8 protein-coding genes are annotated in these 12,696 nt (G+C 64.6%); 2 read left to right on the top strand and 6 right to left on the bottom strand.

Annotated elements, in window-relative coordinates; all coding sequences use genetic code 11:
• Positions 1-31 precede the first annotated feature (31 nt).
• The 6 genes from H7F36_RS01795 to H7F36_RS01820 form a co-directional block, all read right to left on the bottom strand.
• Positions 32-6,211 (bottom strand): Hpt domain-containing protein, encoded by a 6,180-nt coding sequence (locus H7F36_RS01795; RefSeq protein ID WP_187053072.1) that lies wholly within the window; start codon positions 6,209-6,211, stop codon positions 32-34.
• Positions 6,212-6,268: 57 nt separating this feature from the next.
• On the bottom strand, positions 6,269-8,623 hold the full coding sequence (locus tag H7F36_RS01800; RefSeq protein WP_187053073.1) for a methyl-accepting chemotaxis protein: 2,355 nt from the start codon (positions 8,621-8,623) through the stop codon (positions 6,269-6,271).
• Positions 8,624-8,658: 35 nt separating this feature from the next.
• Positions 8,659-9,192, bottom strand: a complete 534-nt coding sequence (locus H7F36_RS01805) for a chemotaxis protein CheW (protein WP_187053074.1) — start codon at positions 9,190-9,192, stop codon at positions 8,659-8,661.
• Positions 9,193-9,208: 16 nt separating this feature from the next.
• Complete coding sequence (locus tag H7F36_RS01810) at positions 9,209-9,574, bottom strand: response regulator transcription factor (RefSeq protein ID WP_187053075.1); 366 nt, start codon at positions 9,572-9,574, stop codon at positions 9,209-9,211.
• Positions 9,574-9,972 carry a PleD family two-component system response regulator gene (locus H7F36_RS01815; RefSeq protein WP_187053076.1) on the bottom strand — a complete coding sequence of 133 codons (399 nt, stop codon included), beginning with the start codon at positions 9,970-9,972 and terminating at the stop codon, positions 9,574-9,576. The genes H7F36_RS01810 and H7F36_RS01815 overlap by 1 nt, the downstream gene beginning before the upstream one ends.
• Before the next feature lie 80 nt (positions 9,973-10,052).
• Positions 10,053-10,223, bottom strand: coding sequence for a rubredoxin (locus tag H7F36_RS01820; protein ID WP_187053077.1), 171 nt, complete (start codon positions 10,221-10,223; stop codon positions 10,053-10,055).
• Between the two features lie 110 nt (positions 10,224-10,333).
• Here H7F36_RS01820 and H7F36_RS01825 point away from each other — a divergent pair, with 110 nt between their 5' ends.
• Entirely contained in the window at positions 10,334-11,314 is a 981-nt protein-coding gene (locus H7F36_RS01825; protein ID WP_187053078.1) for a hydroxymethylpyrimidine/phosphomethylpyrimidine kinase, read from the top strand.
• Positions 11,315-11,338: 24 nt separating this feature from the next.
• Positions 11,339-12,631 carry a glutamate-1-semialdehyde 2,1-aminomutase gene (gene hemL / locus H7F36_RS01830; RefSeq protein ID WP_187053079.1) on the top strand — a complete coding sequence of 431 codons (1,293 nt, stop codon included), beginning with the start codon at positions 11,339-11,341 and terminating at the stop codon, positions 12,629-12,631.
• The last annotated feature ends 65 nt before the right edge of the window (positions 12,632-12,696 follow it).

The raw sequence follows: 12,696 nt of genomic DNA on the forward strand, positions 1-12,696 counted from the left end.
GCGGCCGAGGCCGGGCGACCCAAGCGCACGCTCAGACCGCACCCGCCAGCGCAGGCTCGCTGGTGTAGCTGCGCACCAGCCGCAGCAACTCGTCTTCGGAATATGGCTTGCCGAGGTAGTGATTGACCCCCAGTGTGCGAGCGTGGTCGCGGTGCTTCTCGGCGATGCGCGAGGTGATCATGATGATCGGCAGGTCGGCCAGCGACGCGTCGGCGCGAATGTTGCGCGCCAGGTCGAAGCCGTCCATCCGCGGCATCTCGATGTCCGACAGCACGACCGAGGGCCGCTCCTGCTGCAATCGTTCGAGTGCCTGCAGACCATCGGCCGCCAGCGCGACCCGATAGCCTTCGCGTTGCAGCAGGCGCTGCGTCACGCGGCGCACGGTGATCGAGTCGTCGACCACCAGCACCAACGGCACTTGCGCGGGTGCTTGCGGCAACATGACGACCTGCGCCGTACCGCCTTCGGCCGAGCCCGCCACACGGGCTGCTTCCGCACCGACGCCACCCGCAGCCTGCAGCTGCCGTGCCAGCTCGCCATGCACCGCCGCCAGCGCGACCGGGTTGTAGAGCAGCGCGACCGCGCCCGATGCCAGCACAGAGATGCCCGCCATGCCCGGCAACCGCGAGAGTTGCGGGCCAAGGTTCTTGACCACGACTTCCTGGTTGCCCAGCACTTCGTCCACATGCAGCGCCACGCGTTGCGCCGCGCTTCGCACGATGACGATGGTGTTGTGTTTGCCCGGCGCCCGCTCGCTGCGTGCCGACGATTGCAACAACGCACCCGCCCAGTAGAACGGCACCTGCTCGCTACCGAACGGGTAGCTCTGCGACAGGTAGGCCGACTCGACGTCGGAACCACTCACGCGCTGCACCAGTTCGACCAGGCTCGACGGCACGCCGATCGACACCGCGCCGGCCCGCATCATCACCACGTGCGTCACCGCGGTGGTGAGCGGCAGCACCAGCTTGAAGCTCGTGCCGGCGCCCGTCGCGGTGCGCGTTTCGATGCGACCGCCGAGCGCGGCGACATTCGCGCGAACCACGTCCATGCCGATGCCCCGGCCCGCCAGTTCCGACACCTGATCGGCCGTGGAGAAACCGGCCTTGAAAATCATCTCGGACGCTTGGTCCACCGTAAGCTGTTGGCCTTCCTCGATCAGGCCGAGTGCGCGAGCGCGAGCAGTGATGCGCTCGTGGTCGAGGCCCGCACCATCGTCCTTGAAGGTGACCGACACGTCGTTGCCTTCATGCTGCAAGTCGATGAGGATCAGGCCGCTGGCTTCCTTGCCGGCCTTTTCTCGCACGGCAGCGTCTTCGATGCCGTGGGCCACGCAGTTGCGCAGCAAATGTTCGAACGCCGGCGTCATCCGTTCAAGCACGCCGCGGTCCATCTCGATCGTGCCGCCGGTGATGTCGAGGCGCACCTGCTTGCCGGTGTCCTTGGAGGCCTGCCGCACCACGCGGTAGAGGCGGTCGGACAGACCCTCGAACTCGACCATGCGCGTGCGCAAGAGTCCGCGTTGCAGCTCGCGGGTTTGCCGTGCCTGCGCGCTCAGGTCGTCTTCCGTCGCCTGCACGGTTTTCTGCAGCGTGCGCTGCACCGTGGCCACGTCGTTGACCGACTCGGCCATCATGCGGGTCAGTTCCTGCACGCGGGTGAAGCGGTCGAACTCGAGCGGATCGAAGCCCTGTTGCGAATCCTTGGCCTGGGCCAAGCGAGACTGCATCTGGCTTTCGGCCTGCACTTCGATGTCGCGCAACTGCTGGCGCAGGCGGTCCAGGTTGCCGGTCAGGTCGCCGAGCGAACTGCGCAGCTGGCCCAGCTCGGCTTCCAGCCGCGAGCGCGTGATGATGACCTCGCCGGCCTGCGCGACCAGCCGATCGAGCAGTTGCGTACGGATGCGAACCTGCTGGGTCGACGAGGCGCGCAACGGCACCAGCGCAGACGGCGTAGGCAGTGCAGCCTTGGTTTTGGCGAGCGCAGGCGTTTCGACCGCATCGACCGCATCGACCGTATCGATTCCTTCGGAGAACAGATCCGCGTCCGCTTCCTCAGTTGCGTTCGGCAACGGCTCGGCGGGCTTGGCAGCGCTGACCAGCGGCATCGCAGCAGCGGTCGCGGCCTTCTGCGCGATCTCCGCCTGCGTTGCCGCATCGTCCGCGCGCAGGGCATCGAAGGTAGCTTGCAGACCATCGAAGCGACCCAGCAAACGCTCGACCGATGCGGTATCGGCGCCAGCGCTGCCGACGTACTCGATCTCCGATTCCATGCGGTGCGCGCGCTCGCCCAGGCGCATGGCGCCAGCCAGACGCGCGCTGCCCTTCAGGGTGTGCAGCGTGCGCAGCACCGACGCCCGCGGCGCCGTGTCTTCAGGCCGCTGAGCCCATTCGCGCAGCGCGGTACCGAGTTGCGGAAGAAGCTCTGCCGCCTCTTCTTCGAAGATGGGGAACAGGTCGACATCAACCGCGTCGGCCAGATCGATCGCGTCTTCCGAATCCTCCATCGCGACGTTGGGCACATGGGCTGCTGAGTCGGCTTCGGTCGAGGCCGAGAAGCCGGAGGGGCGATCGGCGTGCTCTGCTGGAGCCAAGACCTGTTCGACCCTGGCCTCAACAGGCTCTACCGACATCAGCGACTCGGCCACTTCGCGCAGCGCCTTGACGGTTTCATCGGCAGGCTCTTTGAGGAAGCCGGCAGCGAATTGATGAAGCAGGCGCCGGAGCTCTTCGGCCGCAGCGACCAGCACCGCGCCTTGTGCCTCGGTGCCGCTGCCTTGCATGTGCAGATGCTGCAACGCCGCTTCGAACAGGCGAGCCATGCCGGACAGGCTCTGAAAGCCGACGGTGGCCGAACTGCCCGCGAGCGAATGCGCCAATCCGATGGTCGAGTCGGCCACTTGCGTGTGCGGCTCCATCGCCCACTCGCCGACCTGGTTGGCGAGCTGGCGCGACCACTCGTCGGCTTCGTTCAGATAGACGTTGTAGAGCGCGATGCCGATGCGCAGCGGGCCGATCGCCTTGACCGCATCGTCGGCGCCCGAGGCATTGGCCGCATCGATATAGATGGAAGGCGGCACGATCTCAGGCAGCACCTCCGGCGCTTCGACCTCTGCCACGGGCTGGACGACCGGCTCGACTGGCAGCGCCATGGAGGGCTCGCCGGCCGACTTGAACAACGGCTCGTCGGACGGCCCGGACAGCAATGGACTGAACACGGGTTCGACGCCGCGCTCGAATTCCGCCGTCGATGATTCGCCGAACTCGCGGGGCGCCGAGAAAGCCGTCGTTTCGCGGCTCGGCTCCAGCGGCGACTGGGCTGTCGCGAAGAAATCGATCTCGTCGTTGCCGAGGAGGAAAGCCGGGTCGGCAACCCGATCGCGATCGCGATCGCGCTCTGGCGCCGGATCGAACTGCGTCGGCTTGGCGTCGAAATCGAGAAAGTCGGTGGATGCGAAGTCGTCGTCGGAGTGGTCGAGCCGCGGTGCAGCCGGATGATCTTCGGCGGCGTCCTTGGCTTCTTTGCCAGCTTCCTTGGCAGACGCAGGCTTCGAAAAATCGAACTCCGGCGGCGCGTCGTAGGCCGTCGTGAGGAAGTCGAGATCCGGCAATTCCGGCATCAATGCGTCGGGCTCGCTCGGCGTTGCTGTCGCTGCAGCCGGCGGCTCGGCAGCGATCTGTCGCGCCGCGATAGCCAGCGCATCGGCGTCGGCCGTACGCGTCGGCATTGCCGCGATCGGCTCGCCGGAACGCAGCGCCTCGGCCATCGTCCGGAAAGGAACAGCTTGCCAGTTGTGCGGTTCGCCGGAGGCAACGGCCTCGACCCACTTCGCGAAATCCTGCAGCGCCCTGCCGGTGCCTTCGATCAATTCCGGCGTTGCGGCGCGCTGGTCGGCGAGCCAGGTGTTCATCACCTGCTCGAAGGCCCACGCGGCTTCACCGAAGTCCATCAACCCGACCATGCGCGAGCTGCCCTTGAGCGTATGGAACGCACGGCGCAGCACTGTCAGCTCTCCGCCTTCGGCCGCGTCGCGGCGCAATGCAGACACCGCGGCCAAGCCGTTGTGCAGCACCTCGCGCGCCTCGTCCAGAAAGATGTTTTGCAGGTCTTCTTCTTCGAGCTCGGTCACCTCGGTGTCTGGCATCGAATGTTCGAGCGGCGCCGGTCCGGTGATCTTCGAGGTCCAACTGACGGTAGCGAGGCTGAACTCTTCGAGCGGGGAAACTTTCTTGCGGCTCGGCGCTGCGAGTGCGGCCAGTTTGGCCGCAATTTGTGCGTCCACTTCTTCCACGCTGAGCTTGGCGTCGTACGCGGCTTTGGCGGCGATCGGCGCTGCAGGAAGCGTTACGGAGGGCGTTGGCGAATGCGACGGAACGTCGTGCAGCACGGGCGCAGCAGCAGGCGCGATCGACACCGGCACCGGCGCTTCGGGCACCGATTCGGTTCCTTGGCGGCCCATCAACGGCTTCAGCTCGCCGGTTGCCGCGTCGAACACGAACAAACGCTTTGCCAGCGCCGGCTGGTAGCCCAGCATGTCGATCAGAAAACCGAGCGCGCCGAGGTTGTTGCCGAGCGAATCGAAGCTGCGCGTCTCTTCGGCCGACGATTCTTCGATGGTGGAATCGCGGGCCATCAGGTTGTCGACGTTGTCCCGCATGCGCTGCACGGTTTGCGCAGCCTGGTCGAGCCCGAGCACCGAGAAGACACCGCGCATTTGCAGCAGCTGGCTCGGCACGGTGCGCAACGAACTCTTGTCGCCCGGCCGACGGAAAAACTGGTCGAGCGATTTTTCAAGCTCGCTCAAATGGGAGCGCAACTCATCGACCACGGTGCCCATGGTCTGCCGATCGCTCACGCGTCGGTAGAGCTCTTCCATCCACGGTTCGAGCGGCTCCGAACGGCCGCCTTCACGCGCGCGGTCGATGCGACCTGCGAGCTGCACCGTGCGCGCGGTCAGTTGCCGATCATGCGGGTCGAGGTCTTCGAAAGCCGCTTCCAGGTACAGCACCGAGGTCGCGACTTCCATGGCGAGTTCGGTGGCCGGCGGTTGCCCGGCGCGGAGCGAATCTTCGACCGCGTTGTTCAGCGCCTGCACCATCGGTGCGCTGGGCGGATGCAGCTTGCCGAGCGACTCTCCCAACTGCGCGAAGGTGTCTGCCACCTGCCGCATGCGGGTCATGTCGCCGCCCGACAGGGCCGACCACATTTCCTTGGCGGCCTCGATGCGTTTGCGCGCCTGGACCAACACCAGCGGGTCGAAGCGACCGAACTGCTCGACGGTGTAGTCGACGTGTTGCTCGGCTTCAAGGCCCCAGGCCGCACGCACGGCGCGCAAGGTCAGGGCCTCGTCGCGGGCGGTGGGCACGGCCTGTCCGCAGAAAAACAGCAGGTCTTGCCCAAGTCGGTCCGACACGGTGTTGTCACCGCGGGCGAGCGTGGCGTACTGCAGCAGCACACGCGAGGCGGCGCGCTTGACGTACACATCGGCGGGCATCAAGGCCAGGGAAAGCGATTCGAAAAATGCGGCGGCCAACGTCCAGAAACTTCGGACGCGGGAAATGGTGGCGCCGCGCGCGAGCCCGAGGCACAGCGCACTCAAGCGACGCGCAGCAGCGTCGTCGCCGGTCTTGACGACCTTGAGCACTTCGCGGTCGAGCTTGGATCGCACCGCCGGGTCGTAAACCAGCGTGGGCTGCCGGTCGGACGCCTCGATGTCGACCCAGCGAAACGGCAGGCTCCAGAGGTCGGCCGGATGAACACGTTCGTTGCCCACCAATTCGAGCACGTCGCGGTATTGCGGAAACAGCGCGATCGGCGACACCGTCTTGCCCGACAACATGGCACTCAAAAAGTCGGTGACAGCAAAACCGGCCTTGTCGATTTTTTGTACCGCGGCTTCGTTGCAGCGCGTCGGCTCCGCGACGAAGCTCTGCACGGCGAACTCCATCGCGCCCAGCACCAGCGCCGGCGCGGCATGACCGACCATCTGCAACGCGCCCACGGCTTGATGCAGTTGCTGGCGTGCCAGCCGCAACGGCCCGGCATCGAGCTCGGGCACCGTGCCCGATTCGCGCGAGAAACGGCGCAGCGATTTGCTGACGCCGTCGATCGATTTCTGGATTTCACCCAGGACCCAGGCCAGCGGTCCAAGGTCTTCGGTGGCCGGCGCGTTGCCGGCGACATGAGCGGTGGCGGGGCTTAGAGTCGACACGATTTTTTCTCGGCGTGTATTTTTTTAACGGGCGTCGGACGTCGAACGTCGGACTGCTTAAGCGATCTTGAAACGCGACACCGACTGGCGAAGTTCTTCGGCCATGTGCGACAGCTCGCGCACCTGTTGCGCGGTGGTGCGCGTGCCTTCGCCGGTTTGCTCGGTCACCGCAAAAATGTGCTGGATGTTGGCAGCCACCACGTTGGCCGAATCGGCCTCGCGCGATGCCGATTGGGAGATCTGCTCGATCAGCTCGGCAAGGCGACGCGACACGCGGTCGATCTCCGACAGTGCGGTGCCGGCGTTGTCGGACAACTTGGCGCCTTCGACCACACCCTGCGTGGAGCGCTCCATGGCGCCCACGGCATCCTGCGTGTCGGTTTGAATCGCCTTCACCAGCGCCGAGATCTGACGCGTCGCATCGGCCGACCGCTCGGCCAGCCGCTGCACTTCTTCGGCCACTACCGAGAAGCCGCGGCCGGCTTCACCGGCCGATGCCGCCTGAATGGCCGCGTTGAGTGCCAGCACGTTGGTCTGCTCGGTAATGTCGGAAATCAGCTCGGTGATTTCACCGATCTCCTGCGACGATTCGCCGAGCCGCTTGATGCGCTTGGACGTTTCCTGGATCTGGTCGCGAATCGAGTTCATACCGCCGATGGCGTTCTGCACCGCCTGCAAGCCGGACGATGCAGCTTGCAGCGATTGCCGCGCCACCGTGGCCGACTCTTGCGCCTGCGCCGACACGCCGTTGATTCGCTCGGCCATCGTCAGCACCGACTGCCCGGTCTCGCGAATCTCGCGCAGCTGCTCGGTCGAAGCTGCCAGCAGTTCGGTCGACGTGCTTTCCACTTGCGACGTCGTTGCGGCCACGCGGGTCGCCGTGTTCTGCACGTTGCCCACCAGCAAACGCAGTTCTTCCACCGTGTAGTTCACCGAATCGGCGATGGCGCCGGTGATGTCCTCGGTCACCGTGGCTTCTTGCGTCAAGTCGCCCTCGGCCACCGTTTGCAGCTCGTTCATGAGCCGCAAAATTGCCGCCTGGTTGGCGGTGTTCACGCGGCTCGCGTCCTCGCGCATGCGCTCGGCCTCGACCCGTTCGTTCTCGGCCAAAGCAGCACGTTCGCGCCCTTCTCTCACTTGAACGAAACCGATCGCGCCAGCGAGCAGCAGTGCCGCCAGCGCCAGCACGAACAGCATTACCAGGGTGCCGGCGCCGAGGCCGGTGCGTTGCGACAGCTTGTCTTGCAGATCGCCGAGCGCGAGGCGCAGCGGTTCGCTGTCGGTCAGGATCATCGATTGCGCTTCGCGCGCCGCCACCAGGCCCTGCAGGTTTCCGAGAATGGCGCCGGCCTGGCCGCGCGTCTGCTCATACGTCTTCAGGATGGCTTCGAGTTGCTGGCGGGTCTGCGCATCGCGCGAGCCGGGCAAGCGTTGTTGCGCATTGCCGTCGAGCAGGCCGCGCGTAATTTCCTGGAAGGTGTTCAGGTCCTTGCCGAGCAGGAACACCGCATCGGGGCTCACGCCTTCGACCGTCAGAAATTCATTGGCAGACTTGCCGATCCGCTGCGTCAGCATGACCAGCTGACCGGCAGCAGAGATCTCCGGCACGGTCGCGTTCTGCTGCATCTTGAGCGACGCCACCGTCTCGGTCATTTCGAGCAAATCGGACGACTGGCGGTTGATGTTGCGAAGCGCGGCACCGACCTGCGTCAGGATCTGCTGCTGCGCCAGCACGGCTTTGGCGCTCTTGTCGGCGCGGTCGACCAGCGGATTGATTTTTTCGAGTTCGGCGTCGTACTGAGAACCGACACGCTCGAGCTTGAGCGAGTCGTCACCGGCCGTCAGGCCTTGTGCGCGACGCGCCAGATCGTCCGAACTTTCCTTCACTTCCGTGAAGGCCGGCACGTTCCCCACCAGCGCCTGCGAAACCGACTTGGCCAGACGCTGAGATTGCATCAGCGCCTGACCAGTCGAAGCCACCTGTTGCGCCAAACGCTCTGCGCGAAGAATGGCGGAACCCGCCACGAGAAGCAGCAGCAACACGACCGCCGCCAGCACGCCGGCCAGCACGCGCTGTTGGCGCTGCAGCCCACCGCGTGCCGCCAACGGCGCACCGGTGCCACTGCCCGCCGATGCCGCCAGGGGCTCAGGCACATCGTCGAAATTACGGCTGGGCGCAAAGTCGGCGTGACCATCCGGAGACACCACGGTATCCGGAGGTTCGGGCGCGTGTGCAGGCACCGCAGCCGCCTCGTTCGCGGACTCACGGCGCAACAGCACCGTTCGTTCTTCCGGCGGCTGAACCGTCTCGGTGTGCTCGAGCGACATGGCCGCGGCGTTGCTGGCGTGAACGGTCACGCCGTCTTCCCGCAAAGGTAGAAACTTCTTGAACTTGTCGGCGATCGAACTCACGGTCGGTCCTTCAGGTTGTTGTCTGGTCGACGCCCTCAGGCGCCAATGCTCAAAAACTGGGGTTGCTGCGACAGCGCCTGCAGGTTGACTTCCTGCCAGCGCTCTCCTGCAACGTCTGTGTACGCATGCCCGAGCCACGCGGGCGCGTCAGGCCCCGGCAACTCGGCAGCGGTAAATGCTTCAACGCCACGCAACCCGATCAGGCGGTCGACGAGCAATGCGCAATTGACTTCGAGCAACTCGTTCAAGGCCACCATGCGCGACTGCGCACGGGCCGATTCGGTAGCGGCCAGCGGCGTCGCAACGCCCGATGCAAAACTCGACAACTGCACCACGCCGTACAAACCGCCGCGCAAGTTGGCGACGCCGAGGAACCACGGCTCGGTATAGGGCACTGCTTGCGGTGGCGTCCAAGGAAAAATCTCGCCGGCATGGGAGAGGGGAAACAGGTACTTGCGGTCGCCTGCTTCGACTGCGAGCCACGAGGCAGACACACCCGATGTGCGCGCTGCCTGCAGACGACTGGCAAGGCGGGACTGGAAAGCGCGCAGGGCGTCGCGGTTGGCCATGGACTCGTCGGGACGATCAGGCCAGCGCGCTGATCTTTGCCATCAGTTCGGCCGCGTTGACCGGCTTCACGATGTAGTCGCGAGCGCCCTGACGCATGCCCCAGACGCGGTCCGTTTCCTGGTTCTTGCTGGTGCACAGAATGATGGGCACGGATGCGTATTGCGGATTGCGCGCAATGGCGCGGGTCAACTGGAAGCCGTTTTGACCGGGCATCACGACGTCCATCAGGATGAGGTCGGGTTGTTCTTCTTCGAGGCGGCGCATCGCGTCGTCCGCGTTCTCTGCGGTTTTGACGGCGAACCCATTCTTCTGGAGCAGGTCGGTCAAAAACAGCAACTCCGTCTTGGAGTCGTCGACGACCAGCACTTTGTGAATCGGCATTAAGGAGCTTCCTGTTGAACCAGACCGAACTGCTGCACGGCTTGCAGCAACTGGTCCTTGGTGAACGGCTTGGTGAGATAGTCCTGCGAGCCGACCATGCGGCCGCGCGCCTTGTCGAAGACGCCGTCTTTGGAAGACAGCATCACGACAGGGACGTTTGAGAAATGCGCGTTGCGCTTGATGATGGCGCAGGTCTGGTAGCCGTCGAGGCGCGGCATCAGAATGTCGCAAAAGATGAGGTGCGGCTTGTGGTCGTTGATCTTCGAGAGGGCATCGAAGCCATCTTCGGCGAGCAGCACTTCATGACCGCCTTGCTTCAGGAAGATCTCGGCACTGCGCCGAATGGTGTTGCTGTCATCGATGACCAGCACCTTGTAACCGGACCCGCTCGTGCTCATTCGCACTCCTCGTTGCACCCACACCGGGAAGACGACTGCGCCGACTTTTCAGCGCAGGAAGCACGACCCTATGCCATGCTTCACATCTCAACCATTTCGAAGTCTTCCTTGCGCGCCCCGCACTCCGGGCAAGTCCAATTCATTGGAACCTCTGCCCACGCCGTACCTGGCGCAATACCATCTTCTGGTACTCCCACCGCTTCGTCATAGATCCACCCGCAAATCAGGCACATCCAGGTTTTCGTATTCATCGCAGCTTAAAGTCCCTGTACATAGAATGCAACGATTGTATCTAGGCGTATCACGATTACACGTGACCAACGTCTCACATATGCCACCATCGCGTGACACCAAACGGCGTATGAAAACTTACTTACTACCGCCCGAGAACGCCCGCCTTAAGGACGATCTTAACGACCCTCCAACAACCGAAGAAGACGAGGGGCTGGAGGTCGAAGGCCTGGATCCCCCCTGCGTGCTGGTTTTTAACGCGAGCGACCCCAGCGGCGCGGGTGGATTGGGATGCGATGCACTCGCCATGGCCTCCGTCGGCGCCCACATGTTGCCGGTCGTAACGGGCGCCTACGCACGCGACACCGCCGAAATTTTCGATCACTTTCCGTTCGATGAAGAAGCCGTTGCCGAACAAACGCGTGCCATCCTGGAAGACGTCGAGGTGCAGCTGATCAAGGTCGGCTTCGTCGGAACGCCGGAGATCCTGAGCACAGTTGCCGAAACCGCGACCGACTATCCCGAGGTACCACTGGTGGCGTACATGCCCAACCTGTCGTGGTGGGACGAGAACCTCATCGAGCCGTACCTCGACGCTTTCCGCGAACTGCTGTTGCCGCAGACGACGGTTCTGGTCGGAAACCACAGCACCCTGTGGCGCTGGCTGTTGCCTGACTGGTCCGGCGACCGGCCACCCGGCGCGCGCGACATCGCCAAGGCCGCGGGCGAGTTCGGCGTGCCCTACACGCTGGTGACCGGCATCATGCTGCCCGACCAGCACATCGACAACGTGCTGGCGTCACCGCAATCGGTGCTCGCGAGCGAGAAATACGAGCGGCTCGAAGCCGTGTTCTCCGGTGCTGGCGACACGCTGTCGGCTGCGCTCGCGGCACTGCTTGCCAGCGGTACCGACCTGGTCGCAGCCACTGGCGAAGCGCTGAGCTATATGGATCGCTGTCTCGACGCAGGCTTCAGGCCGGGCATGGGGCACGTGATTCCCGACCGCCTGTTCTGGGCGCAAGAAGAAGAAGAAGAAGATCTCGACGACGACCCTCCCGAAGTCGGAGACGCCTCCGATTTCGGCCTGCCTCCGCATGACACCCGACACTGATCTCTGGCACTGAAAAGCACTGACATGGCTACCGACCTCAACGAAACCCTTTTCGAGCGCGCTCGCGCCGTCATCCCCGGCGGCGTCAATTCGCCGGTCCGCGCATTCAAGGCCGTGGGCGGCACGCCGCGCTTCGTCAAGCGCGCGCAAGGCGCTTACTTCTGGGACGCCAACGACAAGCGTTATGTCGACTACATCGGCTCGTGGGGGCCGATGATCCTCGGACACGGACACCCGGCAGTGGTCGAAGCGGTGCAAAAGGCCATGCTCGACGGCTTCTCTTATGGCGCACCGACCGAACGCGAAATCGAATTGGCAGAGGCCATCCTCGCGCTGGTGCCGTCCATGGAAATGGTGCGCCTCGTGAGCTCCGGCACCGAAGCGGCGATGAGTGCGTTGCGGCTCGCGCGCGGTGCCACCGGCCGCAAGTACATCATCAAGTTCGAAGGCTGTTATCACGGCCACGCCGACGCGTTGCTGGTCAAGGCTGGCTCCGGTCTCGCAACCTTCGGGCATCCGACTTCCGCCGGCGTGCCGCCCGAAGTCGTGCAGCACACGCTGGTTCTCGAATACAACAACATCACCCAATTGGAAGAGGCGTTCTCGCTGCACGGCCACGAACTCGCTTGCCTGATGATCGAAGCGATCGCCGGCAATATGAACTTCGTGCGCGCCACGCCCGAATTTGCGAAGCGCTGTCGCGAACTCTGCACTCAGCACGGCGCGCTGCTGGTGTTCGACGAAGTGATGACGGGTTTTCGCGTTGGCCTGCATGGCGCGCAGGGCGTGCTCGGCGTCACGCCCGACCTCACCGTGCTGGGCAAAGTGATCGGCGGCGGTATGCCACTGGCTGCGTTCGGCGGGCCGCGCGCCATCATGGAGCAGCTGGCGCCGCTCGGCCCGGTGTACCAGGCGGGCACGCTGTCGGGCAACCCGGTCGCCACCGCATGCGGTTTGGCGACGCTCAAGGAAGTGGCCAAGCCCGGCTTCTTCGAAGGGCTCGGCCGGAGGACGCGTTCGCTGACCGACGGCCTGCGCGCCGCTGCGAAGGCAGAGGGCCTGCCCTTCAACGCCGACAGCGAAGGCGGCATGTTCGGTTTCTTCTTGATGGATGCACTGCCGCAAAACTACGCGACGGTGATGACGACCGACAACGCCAAGTTCAACGCGCTGTTTCACGGCCTGCTCGACCGCGGCGTCTACATCGCGCCGGCTTTGTATGAAGCCGGGTTCGTCAGCGCGGCGCACAGCGAAGAAGACATTGCCGCGACCATCGCGTCTGCGCGCGAGATCTTCAAGACACTGGCAAATCGGTAAGCGCGCCAGCCGCTGCAGCTAAGCGCTGGCTCCTGTGCATCGGCCAACGGTGCCGATGTCCGCCT

The sequence above is a fragment of the Variovorax sp. PAMC28562 genome, assembly GCF_014303735.1.
Lineage (GTDB): Bacteria > Pseudomonadota > Gammaproteobacteria > Burkholderiales > Burkholderiaceae_C > Variovorax.